10 protein-coding genes and 1 tRNA gene are annotated in these 18,355 nt (G+C 65.7%); 4 read left to right on the top strand and 7 right to left on the bottom strand.

Annotated elements, in window-relative coordinates:
• Window positions 1-8: 8 nt before the first annotated feature.
• Window positions 9-6,227, bottom strand: a complete 6,219-nt coding sequence (locus BST12_RS08135; protein WP_083112601.1) for a type I polyketide synthase — start codon at window positions 6,225-6,227, stop codon at window positions 9-11.
• A 274-nt stretch (window positions 6,228-6,501) separates the two neighbouring features.
• On the bottom strand, window positions 6,502-8,157 hold the full coding sequence (locus tag BST12_RS08130) for a PfaD family polyunsaturated fatty acid/polyketide biosynthesis protein (protein ID WP_245850135.1): 1,656 nt from the start codon (window positions 8,155-8,157) through the stop codon (window positions 6,502-6,504).
• A gap of 329 nt (window positions 8,158-8,486) precedes the next feature.
• Between BST12_RS08130 and BST12_RS08125 the strand changes: the two genes are divergently transcribed.
• On the top strand, window positions 8,487-9,485 hold the full coding sequence (locus BST12_RS08125) for a pirin family protein (RefSeq protein WP_083112600.1): 999 nt from the start codon (window positions 8,487-8,489) through the stop codon (window positions 9,483-9,485).
• Window positions 9,482-9,820, top strand: a complete 339-nt coding sequence (locus BST12_RS08120; protein ID WP_083112599.1) for a GNAT family N-acetyltransferase — start codon at window positions 9,482-9,484, stop codon at window positions 9,818-9,820. The genes BST12_RS08125 and BST12_RS08120 overlap by 4 nt, the downstream gene beginning before the upstream one ends.
• Here BST12_RS08120 and BST12_RS08115 read toward each other — a convergent pair.
• The 5 genes from BST12_RS08115 to BST12_RS08095 all read right to left on the bottom strand — a co-directional run bounded on the left by BST12_RS08115 (window position 9,817) and on the right by BST12_RS08095 (window position 15,811).
• Window positions 9,817-11,319 carry a PPE family protein gene (locus BST12_RS08115; protein ID WP_083112598.1) on the bottom strand — a complete coding sequence of 501 codons (1,503 nt, stop codon included), beginning with the start codon at window positions 11,317-11,319 and terminating at the stop codon, window positions 9,817-9,819. The genes BST12_RS08120 and BST12_RS08115 overlap by 4 nt on opposite strands.
• A 158-nt stretch (window positions 11,320-11,477) precedes the next feature.
• Entirely contained in the window at window positions 11,478-12,737 is a 1,260-nt protein-coding gene (locus BST12_RS08110; protein ID WP_245850144.1) for an ammonium transporter, read from the bottom strand.
• A gap of 144 nt (window positions 12,738-12,881) precedes the next feature.
• Entirely contained in the window at window positions 12,882-14,369 is a 1,488-nt protein-coding gene (locus BST12_RS08105; protein WP_083112596.1) for a DHA2 family efflux MFS transporter permease subunit, read from the bottom strand.
• The gene (locus BST12_RS08100; RefSeq protein ID WP_083112665.1) at window positions 14,357-15,292 is read right to left on the bottom strand and encodes an AAA family ATPase; all 936 of its coding nucleotides are present in this window, start codon (window positions 15,290-15,292) and stop codon (window positions 14,357-14,359) included. The genes BST12_RS08105 and BST12_RS08100 overlap by 13 nt, the downstream gene beginning before the upstream one ends.
• Before the next feature lie 433 nt (window positions 15,293-15,725).
• Window positions 15,726-15,811, bottom strand: a tRNA-Leu gene (locus BST12_RS08095).
• A gap of 234 nt (window positions 15,812-16,045) precedes the next feature.
• Here BST12_RS08095 and BST12_RS08090 point away from each other — a divergent pair.
• Together BST12_RS08090 and BST12_RS08085 are read left to right on the top strand one after the other, a co-directional pair.
• Complete coding sequence (locus BST12_RS08090; protein WP_083112595.1) at window positions 16,046-17,737, top strand: FhaA domain-containing protein; 1,692 nt, start codon at window positions 16,046-16,048, stop codon at window positions 17,735-17,737.
• A 126-nt stretch (window positions 17,738-17,863) separates the two neighbouring features.
• Window positions 17,864-18,331 carry an FHA domain-containing protein FhaB/FipA gene (locus BST12_RS08085; protein WP_083112594.1) on the top strand — a complete coding sequence of 156 codons (468 nt, stop codon included), beginning with the start codon at window positions 17,864-17,866 and terminating at the stop codon, window positions 18,329-18,331.
• Window positions 18,332-18,355 lie beyond the last annotated feature (24 nt).

Raw genomic sequence — 18,355 nt, 5'->3', positions numbered from 1 at the left:
CGGCTTGCTCAGCTGCCGTAGGTGTACAGCTCGAGGCGCTTGACGCCTGCGATCAAACGGTTTTCGGCGTCGACGAGGTCTATGTCGCAGACCGCCCGGTTGCTTTTCGCGTCGCCGTTGGACAGCACACAGCGAAGCCCGGCCCCGAGTGCACCCGCTCGGTAGCGCACGACTTCACCCAGCCGTAGCGGCAGCGTCTTGTGGCCGAGTTGTTCGAAGCTCCACACCGTCGCCAGCTGCAGACAGCCGTCGAGTGCTGCCGGATCGGTAGCCCAACCGTCGTCTCGCCAGCCCGCGGCGGCCAGGCCGTGCAGGGACCCGGTGGCCGTCGAGCTTTGGCAATCCACCCCGTCGAGTACCTGGAACGCCGGGCCGTGGAAAAGCGCGCCGTCGCTCTCGTAGCGGACGCCGTCATGCGGCAGACGACATTGCTCCGCCGCCGGCGCACCTGCCGGTACTTGTGCCGTGCCCGAACCGATTTCGACGATCGCGGAGTAGTAGGCGGCTGACCCGGAAAAGTCCGACAGCGTGCATACCAACCGGTTCGGCTGCTCGGCTGCGGGCGCGCAACGCACCAGCAATCGGTCACCGCGTTGTTCGAAGTCGTGCAGCACGACGCCGCGAAGCACCTTGACGTCGAGTAGACGGTCCACGCGTTGTCCGGGCCGGCATGCCTCGGCCATCCGCACAAACCACTCCAGCGCTTGCACGACCGGCAGCACGACGTTGCCCTTGATGCGGTGATCGAGCACGTGAGGCTGCCGGGCCGCATTGGCCACCACGAAGGCCGTCCGGCCTGCGGCAGGAAGAGGTTGCGTTGGCGGGCCGGCCAACACGCCGCCACCCAACAGCACTTCGGGATGGCCTGTCCGTCCGTCCAGCACCTCGCAAACGAAAGCCGTTGCGCCGTCGGCACGTTCGACCAATGTGATGCCGCGGGATTCGAACATCGATTTGAGTGCCGGGGTAACCATGCCGGAGTCCCACGGACCCCAGCCCAGGGCGCGGACAAGGCAACCCGGACCGCGGCGGGCTTGTTCGGTCAGGGCCACCTTGTTCAGGATCTCGTTGGCCATCGCATAGTCGCTTTGGCCCGTGTTGCCGGTGCGCGCGGCCACCGAGGAGAACAGGCAGATGAGCTTCAACGAATCGGCGGCCGTCGCGTCCAGCAGCGCGCATAGCCCGCCGACTTTCGTGTCGAAGACGCGATCGAATCCATCCAGAGTCTTCTTCTGCAAGGGCGCATCGGCCAGCACGCCGGCACCGTGGACCAACCCGGTGATGGGCCCGAAATCGGTTCGGACGCTGTCGAATAGCGCGTTGAGTTGCGCCGCGTCACAGACGTCTACCGAGGCATAGCTGACCCGTGAACCGGCGCCTTGCATCGCGGCCAGAGTTGCCCGCACCTCGCGGTCGGCCAGGATCCGGTGCACTTCGAGCTCTAGTTGTCGGGGGGTGAGCTTGCGCCCTTGTTGGGTGGCCCAGCCCAGCACCGCCCGCTTGAGCTCGGCATCGGTGGTCAGCCCACGGGTGACCGCCGGCTCTTCGCCGAGTTCGGTACGCCCGATCAGGACGAAGCTGGCCTTCGTCTGCTCTGCCAGGGCTATCACCGACGCGGCTGTGACCCCGCGCCCACCACCTGACACCACGATCACGTCTTGAGGGCCAATGCGATTCGCGCGAGTGGTGATCGGCTTCTCGTCGGCGACGATGGTGAGTCGGCCGTGCGGGCTGCCGAGCCCGACTTCCACTTCGGCGCCCCCGGCCAAGAGCTCCTGCGCAAGACATTCGGCGACGGCAACCGGTGACATGCTGCCGACCGCAAGGTCGATGGCCTTGATTTGGGCGGCCGGCCATTCCTGTGCCGCCGTCTTGGCCAGGCCGGCTATGCCGGCGGCCCAGGCGCGTTGGCCGGGATCGCCGAGCAGGCCGAAACTGCCACCGGTGTCTTGGACGGTGACGAACGTTCCACCGCGCTCCTGGAATTTTGCGGCGACGCGTTGTGCGTCGGCGAAAACCATCCGGTTGAGAGCCAGCGTTTCGGATCGGGTTGCGGTATGCACAAGTCCGCCAAGGTGTATGACGGCTTCGGCGTCGGCGGTGGCGTGGGACACCACCGTGGCATTGATTCCGTGGGTGCGAAGAATCGCTGCCAGCGCGTTGGCAATCGCATCTTGGTTGTCTGCGCCGCCGACGATTTCGACGTTGGCCACACGGTAGAGGCCCGGCATTCCCATTCCGCTAGCCGGAACTGCGACCGCACGCACTGCGTAGCGGGGAATCGCAGCTCCGGCTAACTCAAAAGGGCGGTGGTCTCCGCCCGGCGCGCTGTATGTAGGCGAGAGCAGACCCTGGAAATAGTCCACGATTTCGTTCAGCGTGCCCAACCCCGCCATGGCCGCCGTCTGAACCTCAGGCAACCCCGGCACCCGCTGCTGCACCGCCGACAAGATCTCCACCCGCTTGATCGAGTCGATACCCAAATCGGCTTCCAACGCCATCGACAAATCCAGCATCTCGGCGGGATAACCCGTCTTATCGGCAACCACCTCCAGCATCTGGGCAACCAGATCCACACCCGGTGGTGAAGCCGTCGGCGGCGGCGGTGACGGCGGCGCTGCGGCTGGCGCAACCGGGGCGGCCGGCGCCACCAAACCCTGGAAATAGTCCACGATTTCGTTCAGCGTGCCCAACCCCGCCATGGCCGCCGTCTGAACCTCAGGCAACCCCGGTACCCGCTGCTGCACCGCCGACAAGATCTCCACCCGCTTGATCGAGTCGATACCCAAATCGGCTTCCAACGCCATCGACAAATCCAGCATCTCGGCGGGATAACCCGTCTTATCGGCAACCACCTCCAGCATCTGGGCAACCAGATCCACACTCGGCGCAGCCGGAGCGGCCACCGGCGGTGGGGGAGGTGGCGGCGGTGGTGCTACCGGGGCAACACTCACCGGCGATGAAACCGCCGCCGGTTGAGGCGCCAGGCTATGTAGGAGGCCTTGCAGCTGGTCGACGGTTTGTTTCAACGTTTCGACCGCAGCGAACATCTGCGTCAGCACATCGGGATTGACGCCGGGAGCCACCGAGGGAGCCACCGAGGGGGCCCCTGCGGGAGCCAGTGAGGGATCCACCGAGGGAGTCACTGAGGCAGCCACTGGGGCCGCGTCGCCATTGCGGACAACGGGTGGTAGCGCTGCTGGGGCGGTTGATCCATTCCCGGCTACCGGCGAAGACTGGACGGGGGCTGGCGTCCCGTTCACCGGGGCCGCGGGTGTGATGGCTTCAGATAGCGTCAATTTGAGATCCGATTTCGCAGAGTGTCCATTGGTGTAGCCGCCGTGATTGGCGGCGGTCTCGATCGCGACCGGCCGGGGCACCGGCTGGTCGCCTACTGCTGGCTTGCCGTAGTTGGCACCGTTGATGGCCAAAACCAGCTTCGGTTTGTGTCGACTGCGCGGGTCGTCTCCCGGGCGGTAGTCGGCCCAGAGCGGTTCGAAATTCATGGGGACGCCGGCCGCCACCAGCTGGGCCATCCCCAACCACAGGGATCGAATTCCGTTGCGGCCCTTGGTATCGAAAGACACCGCACAGTGGTCCTTGTCCTCGAGGCACTTCTCGACCAGGTTCGTCAGCACACTGCCGGGACCGACTTCGACGAAGGTCCGCGCGCCGGCACGCCACATCGCCTCAATCTGCTCGGCGAACCGCACGGGTTTGGTGATCTGGTCGGCAAGAATGGCGCGCATGGCCGCGGCATCACCGGTGTACGGCTGCGCCGTCGCGTTGGCGTAGACGGGTACCTCCGGCATGGCGAACTGGGTGTCGGTGAGCGACGCGGCGAACGGGGCTGCCGCCGCGCTGACGATCTCGGAATGGAATGCCGTCGCAACGTCGAGGCGTCGCGCATTGACTCCGGCCGCGCTGAATCGCTGCACGGCATCGCCGATGGTTGCGGCCCTGCCCGACAGCACAACCTGGCTGGGGCTGTTGTGGTTGGCGACTTCCACGGCAAGCCCCCACTCCGCAATCTGCCTGCGTACCTGGGCGATAGGTGCCGTCACCGCACACATCGCGCCATCGGTACCGCTGGCCGCGTCGGCCATCAACAGGCCACGCCGACGCGCAATTCGCAGGGCCACCTCCTGGCTGAAAACCCCTGCGGCACATAGCGCGCTGACTTCGCCGAAGCTGTGGCCGCCGACCGAAATGGGGGTAATCCCCAGGGCACGGATGACCGCCAGCAGACTCAGACTGTGGGCGCCGATGGCCGGCTGGGCCCACTCCGTCTTGGTCAGCTCGGCCGCCTGCTGTGCCCACTCACTGTCGGCGAATGCCGTCTTGGGCCAGACCACCTTGTGCAGGTCACGATCGGCGCTCAACAGGTCGCCGCGGGCGAGTTCCCATGGTGATAGGGCCGGCTCGTAGAGCTGCGGCACATCGGCCCCCATGCCGAGGTACTGGCTGCCCTGACCCGGGAACAACAGTGCAACGGGCCCGGAGCGCTGCGCCGAATAGTAGTAGCCCTTGGGCGACGCGAAAGATGTGGTGGCTCCGATGGTTCGAAGCTTTTCGGCCACCTCGGTCAATGCGGCATGCAGGTTCGCGACACTGTCGGCGACGATGGCCAGCCGGTGCGGCTGCGTCGCGTCGTACGCGGTCTGGGTGCTGCGCGCCAGGTAGCTGAGCATGTCCGGGGTGTCGACCAAGGATGCGGCCAGCTGCGTGGCTTGGCCGGACAGCGCCTCGGCGGAAGCCGCGCCCAGCACGACCAGTTCGGGATCCCACGACCGGTATCGCCAAGCACGCTTGCCGGGACCGGTGTACTCCTCGACGGCGACGTGGAAGTTGGTGCCGCCGAACCCGAACGAGCTGACAGCCGCGCGTCGCGGAACGCCTTCGTCGGGAACCCACGGCTTGGTGCGCGTCGAAAGGTAGAACGGTGTGTTCTCGATTTCGAGACTGGGATTAGGACGATCCACCTTGATCGTGGGCGGCAATGCCTTGTGGTGAAGTGCCATCACCGTTTTGAACAGCCCGCACGCGCCCGCCGCCCCCTTGGTGTGACCGACCTGGGACTTCACTGAACCGATGGCACACCACTGGCGATCGTCGCGCCCGGCGGCCTCGAAAACCTCGCGCAGCGCGGCGAATTCGGCTGCATCGCCGGCTTTGGTGCCCGTGCCGTGGGCCTCCACGAGGCCTACCGTTTCGGGGCCATAGCCCGCGGCGGCGTAGGCGCGGCGCAGGGCTTTGGCCTGTCCGGCCGGGCTGGGCGCGTAGATACTCTTAGCCCGCCCGTCCGAGGAAGCCCCGATGCCGCGGATCACCGCATAGATCCGGTCACCATCGCGCTCGGCGTCATCCAGCCGTTTGAGCGCGAACATCGCCAACCCCTCGCCGAGCATGGTGCCGTCCGCTTTGTCGGAGAACGGACGGCAGTCACCGGTCGGGGACAACGCGGTGACCTTCGCGAAGCACATGAACATGACGATGTCGTTGAAGGCGTCGACTCCGCCGGTGATCACCAGATCGGATTCACCGAGATAGAGCTCGTGCAGTCCCACCTCGAGCGCGGCGAGCGAGCTGGCGCACGCCGCATCGATGACGCAGTTGGTACCGCCGAGGTCGAAACGGTTGGCGATTCGTCCGGCGATGACATTGCCCAAAAGCCCGGGGAAGGTGTTCTCCTGCCACTCGGCGTAGCCGGCCGCGATGCGCTCACTGAATACGCTGATTTCCCGTTCGGACACCCCGGCGGCGCGCAGCGTTCGCTCCCACACCGGGAGCTGGAGACGACCACTCATATGAGCGAACAGTTCGGTTGCGCCGGCCGCACCGAGTATCACGCTGACGCGGTCGCGGTCGATGTGAGAGAAGTCCGTACCGCCCGCGTCTTCCAGCACCTGCTGGGCGGCTCTTAACGCGAGCAGTTGGGCAGTATCCGTGGCGGAAACGACGTTGGGCGGGATGCCGAATTCCATCGGCGGAAACTCGACATCGGGCAGGAAGCCACCCCGCCGGGCATACATCTTGTCCGGTGTGCTGGGCGTCGGATCGTAGTAGTCGTCGATGCGCCAGTGCGAATCGGGTACGTCGGAGAACAGGTCGACGCCTTCGGCGATGTTGCGCCAAAACCGCTCGGCTTCTGCCGACCCGGGAAACAGTGCGCTCACACCTACTACAGCGACTGGGGGATGTTTGGGCACCGCATTGCACCTTTGCATTTGTCGCGCGAATTACATAGATGTAAACGCGTCAGTCAATCAAAGCGAATAAACCCTGGCGTTTAAATCTGTCGCAATTCGCGACAGTTTCGAGCAGCCGTTTCGGATCATATCAGCGCTGCGGCGTGCACACTAGACGTATGTGCAACAAGCTGATCTCGATGCACTGTATCGACCGGGAATTGCGCGCAGAAATGGTTACGTCGACTGCAACGGTTCTTTGCGCACACCGCAAACGTTCGGAATGCGGATCGCTGACCTTGGGCTATTTCGTTCATAGCGACAAAGGACGTGGAATGTAACAGAATGCTGTCGCCGGTACCGGAACCCCGCACGCCCGAACTTGTTGCGCCCGGGTAATGCGGGCGGCACCTTCGAGCAGGTTGAGGGCCACTTGCTCCACCGTGCGATGTTCCCACTGCTCTAAATAACTGCCGGCCACCCAGCTGTTGAATGCGCCGATGGCCGGACCGCACCAAATCTGGTAATCCAGCTCCCGGCCGGGTTCCCCCGCGATCGCCCATCGGGTTGCATTGCCCAGGTACCAACGGAATACCAGCGCCAGCTGATATTTCGGATCGCGGGCCGCGAGTTCAAGCACCGCGGGGTCGCGCTGCGCCCAATATTGCTGCGTTTGCGCCCAGACGTCGTCGACGCTCGTCCCGAGAATCTTCTCCAGTTCTGCGCCGTGCTTGCTCACCACCGCGGGCAAGCTCGGGTTGCCGGCGTACCACTCGTAAAGCTTCCTGGCACGGGGACCGAACATGGTGCCGCGTTTGAGCACCTGCAGGTTCACGCCCAACTCGAACATGTCGGAGGCGGGAGCCATCATGACGTCGGCGACTCCCGCGGAGGCGAGCATCGTGCGCGCCCGCGCGGACAGCCCCGACTCGACACAGGATTGGTTGATCGAACCGGTCAGCACATATGCGGCCCCGATGGCGAACGCGCTGGCGACCGACCGCGGCGTGCTCAGACCGCCGCCGACGCCGACACGAACGCGCCGGCGCAGCTGGTGTTGCTGTGCGAGCTTGGCGTGCAGCAGCGCAATGTCGGAGAAAAGTGCAGGTAGCGGCCGGTTATCGGTGTGCCCGCCGCTATCGGCCTCGACGGTGATGTCTTCTGCCACCGGCACGTGCCGCGATAGCTCTGCTTCGCGCGCGGTCAGCTTGCCCGCGGATTCGAGTGCCGAAACCAACTCCGATGGCGCGGGTTCCATGAACATGCGCGCGATCTCGGGGCGCGAGACCTTCGCCATGACGTGGTGCTTGCGAATGATGTTGCCGGCTGGGTCGGTCGACAGGCCGGACAGCGCGTAATGCACGACCGCGGGGGTGAGCTTCATGAACGCCGACGCCTCGACGATGCGGACACCGCGCGCGATGAACAGCTCGGCAAGGCTCGCCTCTAGCGCCACCTCGTTGGGCGTGTGGATCAGATTCGCGCCCCACGCCCGCCCTGTCGTGCCCGCCAAGCGGTCCTCGATATCGGCCAGCCCGCGCTCCACCCGGGCATAGGAGAGGCCCCCCGCACCGAAAAAGCCGAGCATCCCCGCCTTTGCCATGGCGGCCACCAGTGCCGGTGTCGCGATACCGTGCGACATGGCGCCGCTGACATAGGGAAAACGAACGCCGTGCGTTTCACAGAACGCACGATCGCCCAACCATTCCGGATATATCGGCGGCAGTGTCCCCAGTAAAGACACGTCCGAGGCCTCGGCGGCTACCAGCTCACCACCCATAGCCAAGCCGAACTGCCCGGTCGGATTGTCGCGGACAACATGCACCGGATGCCGCACGTACTCGAGGAGTTGGGCAATGTCCGGTGGCGCGAATACGGCCGGCGCGGTACCTGGGCGCCAACCACCCAAAACCGGTCCGGCGCCCGTCCCGGGGTGTAGTTCAGGTGCGGCGTGAGGTCGCTCAATCACTGCCAATTCCCTTCAAACGGCACCGTGGCTGTATTGCCTGGCCCTTGACTTTCCCCAAAATCGCCGTTGCGCAGGCATTGAGTTTCAAATGGACCATATATAAGGATCAATAAGATTTCTCAATATTCCATCATTGCGAGCGACAACGCGCTTTATGAGTGAAGAGTAGCGCAGCGGTTTCCCACGGGAAGGCGATTTCGCTGATCCGCGCGCAATACCCGGGCGATTCGGCACGGCCGGCAGACCGGTGAGCGAATTACATCGATGCAATTTATGTAGTTCCCGGCGTGAGTCGCCGGTTAGGCAACCCCGGGTAGGGTCGCGATAGCATGAGCAACCTCGAAGCCGCGCCGGTCGAAGTCGCATGCAGTGCCGCTGCCACTGCGGACATCGAGGTGCTGCAGCCACGCGAAGTTCCGCTGGGCGGACCCAGAGCGCTTCGGGTGCAACGGACTCTTCCGCAACGGAAACGCTCGCTGATCGGCGCCTGGTGTTTCATCGACCACTACGGTCCGGTGCCGGCACGGATGGACGTCGCGCCACATCCGCATACCGGATTGCAGACGGTCAGCTGGTTGTTCAGCGGGGAAGTGGAACACCGCGACAGCGCGGGTGTGCACGCGATAGTGCGGCCCGGTGAACTGAATCTGATGACTGCGGGCGCCGGTATCTGCCACTCCGAGGTCTCGATCGAGTCAGGCCCGAACCCGCTCTTGCACGGCGTGCAGTTGTGGGTGGCCCTGCCCGGCACCGCCCGCAATGCCGGACGCGACTTCGCCCACTACGCGCCTGAACCGGTTCTGCTGGCCGGTGGACAGGTCCGGGTATTCCTCGGCGAGCTGGCCGGAAGCCGATCGCCGGTCCACACTTTCAGTCCGCTGCTCGGCGCCCAGGTTGATCTGGGCGCGAACGCTACGCTGGATATCGACATCGACCCGACGTTCGAACACGGGGTGCTGTGCGATGTCGGCGACGTTGAGATGGGTGGGATTGCGCTGACGGTCGGCGATCTTGGCTACCAGGGTCCTGGCCACCACACCGTGCACCTGCGCAACGTCGCAGGCGGCCCCGCGCGGGTGCTGCTTTTGGGCGGCGCCCCTTTCGCCGAGGAGCTGGTGATGTGGTGGAACTTCGTGGGGCGCAGCCACGACGACATCGTCAGCTATCGGCAGCAGTGGCAGGACGCCGACGGCGGGCCCGGGGACCGCTTCGGCGCCGTCCGGGGATATCAGGGTGCGGTCAGCCGACTGCCCGCCCCGCCACTGCCCACCACCCGGCTGCGGCCTCGAAGGGTGTCGCCGCCATCGAACCGGAAGGAGTCCCTATGACAGCCGACAAGACCGGTGCGGAAGCCACCGTCAGCGCGGAACACCGGAAGTTCACGGTGTCCGTCGACGGCAAAACGGTGGGTCTGGCCGATTACGCAGACCGCGGCGACCAGCGCGTTTTCTACCACACCGAGGTCGATCCCGCCTTTGGCGGACGCGGGCTGGCGAGCATTCTGCTCGAAGAGGCGCTCGATGCCACCCGAAAGGATGGAAAGCGCATAGTCCCGGTGTGCTCGATGGTCGGCACGGTGCTCAAGAAGCATCCGGAATTCGACGACATCACCGACCCGGTTACCGCTGAGGTCCGTGGCTGGGCGCAGACCCAGCCGCACTAGTCCTGCGCACTCCCGTCGGCATCCCAGGTACCGGGCAACACCGGGCTGGTGGGTCGGCTGCCGAAGGAGTCTGTGGGCAGGGTGAGCAGTCCGGCCGCGTCGGATTCGCCCTTGGCGGCGGTGCCGCCGAAGCCCATCGCCCCAGCTCCGTGGGTTGATGCGGTGACGAGTGGATCGTCGGCCGGCCGGGCGCCGGGGTAGTCCATGAATTCGTCGGCGTACTGGTGCTCGGGCATGGTGTCCTTCCGCTTGCGACGGGCACGCCGTTTGTCCCGCGCCGAAACTCCGGCGGCCGCGGCGGGGACGCCGACCGCCGGCGCCTTGGCACCGGTGCGCCCGCCCACCGTGGGGGTAAAGCCCTCGCCCGGATCCAACCCGGCAACGGCGTAGGGCACCGCCGCGGCCGGTGCTGCCGGCGCCGCCGACGTCGACGCCGTTCCCGTGCTCCCCGCGGCAGAAGCCGTCGGCGCGCCACTGCTGCCGGTCACCGTCGGCGCAAGCCCGGCAACCGGTAACGCCGACGTATGGCCGGCTCCCGTCGCCACCACGGCGGCACCATCACCAGCCGCGGCGACGGCAACCGGGACTTGCTCCAGCAGCTGCTGACCGACTCCGATCACCACGGCGAGCGTCATCCCCAACAAAGGATCCAGCAGCAGCTGGGGGTAGGTGACCGAAGCTGCGATCCAGGTGACGACCTGGTAGGCGACGGCGAACAAGAACGGCCCCCAGACCACCAGCGCCTGAGCCGGGTTGGTCAGGAAGTCGGTGATGAGCTGCATGCTGTTGCCTAGCGGATCTTGCAGAAAATTGATGATCGGCGCATATATCTGCTGCACATAGTTGAGGTATCCCTGCAGCAACTGGCTGATGATGTCGGCCAAGTTCAATTGACCGCCCGAACCGGCCGCAGGCGCCGCGGCGGCCGGTTGGCTGGTTCCGGCGGCGTTGCTTGCATCGGATTTCAGCACCATCGGGGCCGGCGTGGTAGGCGGAACCCCGCCCAGTGCGGCGGCAGACATGGCCTGATACGTGCTCATCGTAGTGGCCGCCTGCACCCACATGCGGACGTAGTCGGCCTCATTGACCGCGATCGGGATCGTGTTGATCCCGAAGAAGTTGGTCGCGATCAGCACGCCGTGGATGACGTGGTTAGCTGCCAACTCGGCCAGCGTCGGCATCATCGCCAGTGCCGTGGTGTAGGCCGCGGCGGCGGCGTCGTGCTGGGCCGCGGCGGCATCGCTGTTGCCCTGCGCCTGCGCAAGCCAGACGAGGTAGGGCGCGTGTGCGGCGACGTACGCCTCAGCAGTCGGACCCTGCCATGAACCGGCCTGCACGGCGCCCAGCACGGTGAGCAGTTCGGCCGCCGCCGCTGCGTATTCGGCGCTCATCGACTGCCATGCCGCCGCGGCGGCCAACAACGACTCCGGCCCCGGGCCACTGGAAAGCAGCGCGGAATGCACCTCCGGCGGTAACGCCATCCAGATCGGGGCCGTCATCTACGACCCCGCACAAGCAGCGTGTCGACAGACGTCATCGGCTGGATCCCTCCCCATGCGACCCGGTTGCCTCAACGGCTTAGGGTCGCCTTGCCTAACAGGGCCAGACTAGCCGCCTTGGTGGGTGATGGAAACCATTCAGCCGCGGCGCGGGAGGTTCAGCGTTCTTCGTCGATATCTGCGCGGGGGCGAGATGCGTCGCGCTCACCGAGTAACGGGCGGCGCAGCACCTGATGTCCCTCGACGCCCTCGGCGTAGGCCGTTTCGGCGTGCTGGGTCAGGTCGACGCCGCTGATCTCGTCCTCGCGGCTGACCCGGAAACCCATGAAACGCTGGATCAGCATGGCCAGCACGTACGTCACCGCGAACGCGTACAGGCCGACTACCGCCATCGCCAGGGTCTGCTTGCCGAGTTGTCCCAGTCCGCCGCCGTAGAGCAGGCCCTTCGGACCGTGCGTCATCACCGCTGTGGCGAACAGCCCGATCAGCAGCACGCCGACCACGCCGCCGACGAAGTGCACGCCCACGACGTCCAGCGAGTCGTCGTAGTTCAATTTGAACTTCACCAGGATGGCGAAAGAGCAGACGATTCCGGCCGCCAGTCCGACGACCGCGGCACCCAGGGTGTTCACCTCGCCGCACGACGGCGTGATCGCCACCAGGCCGGCAACCACTCCCGAGGCCGCACCGAAAGTGGTGGGTTTGCCGTCGCGGAACTGCTCCACCGAAAGCCAGCCCAGCATGCCCAGGCATCCGGCGACCAAGGTGTTGAGGAAGATCGCCGACGCCAATCCGTTGGCGGCCATCGCCGAACCGGCGTTGAACCCGAACCAGCCGAACCACAACAAGCCCACCCCGAGCAAGACGAACGGCAGGTTGTGCGGTCGCATGGCCTCGGTCTTGAAACCGATGCGCGGCCCCAGCACCACGGCCAGCGCCAGCGCCGAGGCGCCCGAGACGATTTCGACGACCAGTCCGCCCGCGTAGTCGAGCACACCCATCTTCGACAGCCAGCCGGTAGGCGCCCACACCCAGTGCGCCACAACGGAATACACCGCCACCGCCCAGATCGGCACGAACACAATCCAGGCCGCGAACTTGGCACGATCGGCGATGGCACCACTGATCAGGGCAGCGGTAATGATCGCGAAGGTCAACTGAAAGGTGGCGTAGAGCAGTTCGGGCACCGTTCCGTGCGCGGTGTCCGGGCCGATCCCGCGCATGCCGACGTGGGCCAGTCCGCCGATAAAGCCGCTGGGGTAGCCGCCCCCGCCGCCGTCGGAGAACGCCAGCGTGTAGCCGACCAGCAGCCACGCCACGGTGACCAGCGGTATGGAGATGAAGCTCATCATGATCATGTTGAGCACCCCGGTGGTGCGCACCATGCCGCCGTAGAAGATCGCCAGCCCGGGCGTCATCAGCAGCACGAGCGCGGTGCTGGCCAGTAGCCACGCGGTGGCGGCGGGATCGATGTCCAACTCAGCGGCTCCTTCGGTTGTCGACGATGAGGATAACGGCGCGCTGCTCAGCCGGCACGCTTTAGGCGCCACGGCGGGCTGGGCCTAGCGCACACCAGTCGACGACTGCCCGCTGGGCTGCTCGGTGTGCCGCAGGGTGGTGGCTTCCGGCCGCTTGTACATGAAGGCCAGCGGTATGAAGGTCAGCGCCGCCAGTACGATCGCCGTCACAAACGCCACGCCGTAAGCGTGCGAGAGGTCGTACGGGTTCGCGCCGGCAGCGTTTTCGCGGTTGAGCTGGCTGGTCAAAATCACCGACATCAGCGCCGCGCCCACCGCGGCGGCCACCTGCTGGTTGACCTTGATCAGCGTGGAACCTCTTGCCATCTGATGCGGAGCCAGCGTCTGCATTGCTACCGCGACCAGCGGCATCCGGGTGGCGCCCATACCCAGCCCGACGATCGTCAGACCGGCCAGCAGAGCCGGCAGCGCCTCTTGCCGGCCGACTACGCCATAGGCGAAGACGCCCATACCAGCCACGATCAGCGTGCCGCCGATGAACAGAATTTCGCGCGCGCCGCGCCTGTCCATCAACATCCCAGCCAGCGGCATCGTCACCGCGGCGCCGATCCCGCGGGGAACCACGCCCAGTCCCGCTTGCAGGGGCGTGTAGTTGAGCAGCTGCTGGAAGTAGCTGGGCCACAGTACCGAGGCGCCGAAAGTCGAGACGATGTAGAAGAACATCGCCGCGTTGGTGAGTGTGAACGCCCGGTTGGTCAACAGACGCAGATCGATGAGCGGTTTGTTCGTGCGGTACAGGGCATGGAACACGAACCCGCCGATCAACGCCGTACCGGTGGCCACCGGAATCCACACATGACGGTCCGCCATGGTGCCGCGGCTGGGGATTTCTGACATCCCGTACAGCAGGGCCGGCAGGCCGGGTGAGAGCAGCAGCATTCCGATGACGTCGAAGGTTTCCTGCGGCGCCGGGTCGTCGCTGGGTAGCACCATCGCGGCGAGGCCGATTGCGGCCACGCCGACCGGCAGATTGACCCAGAAGATCCATTGCCAGCTGTAGCTGTCGATGAGCCAACCGCCAACTACGGGACCGAAGGCCGGGGCGAGCACGACGGGGATCCCCAACACGGCCATCACCCGGCCGACGCGTTTCGGGCCTGCCTCGCGGTTCACGATAGTGAGGGTGAGCGTGGTGAGCAGGCCACCGCCGATGCCCTGCACCACCCGGGCCGCGATCAGCAGGGTGATGTTCGGCGCTACCGCGCACAGCAGTGAGCCCAGGGTGAAGGCCAGAACTGAGCCCACGAAGATTCGCTTGGTGCCGAAACGGTCGGCGGCCCAGCCTGATAACGGGATCACGGCGGCCAAGGCGAGCGTGTAACCGGTAATGGTCCAGCCGACGATGGCCTGGCTCGAGCCGAAGGTGGCGACCCAGGTGCGTTGTGCGACCGTGACGACGGTGGTGTCCAACAGGTTCATGAAGGAGCCCAGGACGCACACTCCGGCTATCCGCCACAGTCTGGCGTCGATCTTGTCGGGATAGCTGGCTTGGTCTTGATTCACGGTCGGCATGGCTGCCCGGAAGTCGCCAGCTTTTCGACAGCGTGCAAAGCCGTCGCAATCCGCTCTTCGGTACTGCCGCTGACCACCATGAAGGGTCGGCCCGCCTCGCGAAGTGCGCGCTCACAATGCGCGAAGAACTCGCCGGTATCGGGGTCCGGGGCGGTGAGGAGGGTGAGATCGTAAGGGCGCCTGGCTATTTCGCGAAGCCCCGGGGGGCAGCTGCCCAGCAGCAACTCGACCCGCATCGCGGTCGCCAGCGGATCGGTGTCGCAGATGAGCACGCGATCGGCATCGCGGGCCAAAGCTTCCTCGGAAGCGATTTGTCCGCGAACGATTTCGGCCCAATCCAGTTCCGCAGGCGAATCGGCGGCCAGGGCTTCCCGTACCCTCGCCCACTCCGGAACCCACCTCGTGCCGAGTCTTTCGGCCAGCGCTCGTGCGAGGGCACTCTTCCCGGTGGATTGCGGTCCCAGGACGCTGACCCGCTTCACGAATGCGGGGCGCACACAGCGGGGGATGTGCTGCCAGTTGGCAAACGGGTCCGCGCGGATGCGCGTCGCGCTGATCGGAACGATGGAGCGCGGCTGATCGACCGACACGAAGCGCGCCCCGAAGATTTTGGCGAACTCCGCGCCGTAGGGCTCCGACGAGAAGACGAAGTCGGGTCGCCTTGGCAGGACCTCCTCCAGCCATACCTTCCAGACGTCCCAGGAGGGGGGGTGCGGCGACGGCTGCTGCGGGTTCTCGCTGGCGAGATAGACCACGCGGTCGAAGGGGAACAGTTCCTGCATCCAGGCCAGGCGTTGAGTGCCCGAAAACGGGTCGCCGGCCTGTACCGAGATGATGATCGTCAGATCGTCTACCCAGCGGCGCGCGAACTCGCAAAGGTATACGTGTCCGGCATGGGGCGGCAGGAACCTGCCCAGCACCATTCCGTGTGTCGTCTGCGTCTTGCCGCTGAAGACATACGGCGTGGGTGAGAGGACCGAGCCTTCGCTCATGACCGTGGGGGGCGAATCACTGCCGACAGTGTCGGCGGCCTCAGGTCAGCGTGATTTCCGAGACCGCCTGCGCCGTTGCCTGGCGCGTCAGCAATTCGACCGGCTATGTGGACATCCTCCTCATCGTCCCAATCGTCGCGCCGTGAAAGAAAGGTCGCGCGGCCATTTCCGCTGTCGGGTAAAGGCAGCGTAGTACGCCATATGCAGCGACGCTTCGGATATAGAGGATCCACCTGGGGCATAGGCCGTCGCCGAGATCGCCCTGAGGGTCGTGATCGGAGGCCCACCCACGACCCTCAGGGCAATCTCGACGCAAGCAACAGAAACCCCGGCCGATGGCCGGGGTTTCTGTAACTCATGAAGCTGGTGGGCGAAGGGGGACTTGAACCCCCACGTCCCGAAGGACACTGGCACCTGAAGCCAGCGCGTCTGCCATTCCGCCACTCGCCCGAACAACCGGAGGACCATACCACTGTAGTAGCCGCGCGCCCCAGCCGCTGCGGCGGGCATTGCCCGGCAGTCCCGCGGCCAGAGATCTCTGAACAGTCTCGATCCGATTCTCAGGATTCTCACGGTGCCGCATCGTCGCAGTGTCCCGATAGCATGCTTAATTGACACGACACGCGGGCGAGTCGTTTGCCTTGCGCCGGTGAAATCCAGGACGAGTGGGGCGAGCGCTGAAAAATGGGTAGCCAGAAAGGGCTTGTTCAGCGCATCGAGCGCAAACTCGAAGCGACCGTAGGAGATGCGTTTGCCCGGATGTTCGGCGGGTCGATCGTGCCGCAGGAGGTCGAAGCACTGTTGCGCCGCGAAGCGGCCGACGGCGTGCACTCGCTGCAGGGAAATCGCCTTTTGGCGCCCAACGAATACATCATTACCCTCAGTGTGCACGACTTCGAGAAGTTGGGCGCTGACCCGGATCTCACGTCGAGCGCTTTTGCTCGATACCTGGCGGACTATATCCAAGAACAGGGGTGGCAAACGTATGGTGAGGTGGTCGTCCGATTCGAGCAGTCACCGAACCTACACACTGGCCAGCTCCGCGCCCGCGGGGCGGTTAACCCCGACGTCGAGCCCCGCCCGACAGTCACCGATTTCGCCCGGCCACAATCAAATCATGCGTATGCCGCAGAACCAGGAGTACGACCGATGACTGACAATCCGAGCTACCGCGGTCAGGGGCAGGGGCGACCCGACGAGTACTACGACGAGCGCTACGCGCGTCCCCAGGAGGACCCGCGCGGGGGCCCGGGCCCGCAAGGCGCACCGGGGTACCCACCGGAAGGCGGCTACCCGCCCCAGCAGGGTTACCCGCCGCACCAGGACCAGGGTGGTTACCCCGACCAGGGCGGCTACCAAGACCAACGCGGCGGCTACCCCGACCAGGGCGGCTACCAAGACCAGCGCGGCGGCTACCCCGACCAGGGCGGCTACCAAGACCAGCGCGGCTACCAGGACCAGGGACACGGCGGCTACCAGGATCAGCGGGGCGGCTACCCCGATCAAGGTGGCTACCAGGACCAGCGCGGCTACCAAGACCCGGGCCAGCAGGGTGGCTACCAGCAGTCGTATGAGCAACGACCGCCCGCGGGTCCGCCCGCCGGCTATGGCGGTCAAGGCTACGACCAGGGTTATGACCAGGGTTACCGCCAAGGCGGTGGCTATGGATCGCCACAGGGCGCTCCACAGGGCGCCCCGCAAGGCGGTGGCCAGCCCGGCTATGGCGGCGGTTACGGCGACTACGGCCGTGAGCCGGCTCGCCAGGAACAGAGCTATGCAGCGCCCCCGGCAGCTCCGGAGCCGCAGCAACCGTCCTACCCCGATCAGGGCGGCGGGTACGACCAGGGCTACCAGCAGGGTGGCGGCGGATACGGTCGCCAGGACTACGGCCAGGGCGGCGACTACACCCAATACGCCGAAACCGCGGCGCCAGGCGGATACGCCCCGCAGGGCGGATACGCCGAGCCGGCCCGCAGCGACTACGACTACGGCCAGTCGGCGGCGCCCGATTACGGTCAGCCTCCGGCGCCCGACTACGGCCAGGGCGGCGGCTACGGCGGCTACGGGCAGGGCGGCTACGGGTCCTCAGCGCTTTCGGTCACCCTCCAGCTCGACGACGGCAGCGGCCGCACCTACCAATTGCGCGACGGCTCCAACATCGTCGGGCGCGGGCAGGACGCGCAGTTCCGGTTGCCCGACACCGGCGTCTCACGCCGTCACCTCGAAATCCGCTGGGACGGACAGGTCGCGCTGCTATCGGACTTGAATTCCACCAACGGCACCACGGTCAATAACGCGCCGGTGCAGGAGTGGCAATTGGCTGATGGCGACGTGATCCGCTTGGGCCATTCCGAGATCATCGTCCGGATTCACTGAACCCGCTGGGCGCAAAGCTGCCGCGCTTGACGCCACGTCGCTCACCATCAAAGTATCGTGACTTTGCTGATGTGCTCGCTCGTGACGGGCGCGGGGTGGACAGCGCCAGGACGGAAAGGACGCCAGATGCAGGGGTTGGTACTGCAGCTGACGCGTGCCGGATTTTTAATGCTGTTGTGGATTTTCATCTGGTCGGTGCTACGGATTTTGCGTACCGATATCTATGCACCGACCGGAGCCGTCATGGTGCGCCGCGGGCTGGCTCTGCGCGGCACGCTGTTGCCGTCGCGCCAGAGCAGAGATGTGGCGCGCTATCTGGTGGTAACCGAGGGGGCGCTGACCGGCGCCCGCATCACATTGAGTGGGCAGCCGGTGTTGATTGGGCGCGCTGACGACTCGACGTTGGTATTGACCGACGATTACGCCTCGACGCGGCACGCCAGGCTGTCTCAGCGCGGCTCGGAATGGTACGTCGAGGACTTAGGATCGACCAACGGCACTTACCTTGACAGGGCGAAGGTGACGACTGCGGTACGAGTTCCGATAGGTACGCCGGTTCGAATCGGCAAGACAGCAATCGAGTTGCGCCCGTGACCCGCGCTGGCGACGATGCGGTGG

Origin of the sequence: Mycobacterium angelicum, from assembly GCF_002086155.1 — a bacterium.
GTDB classification, from domain to species: Bacteria; Actinomycetota; Actinomycetes; order Mycobacteriales; family Mycobacteriaceae; genus Mycobacterium; species Mycobacterium angelicum.
Note: the sequence above shows the minus strand (reverse complement) of the source record. Positions and strands in the feature narration are given on the sequence as shown.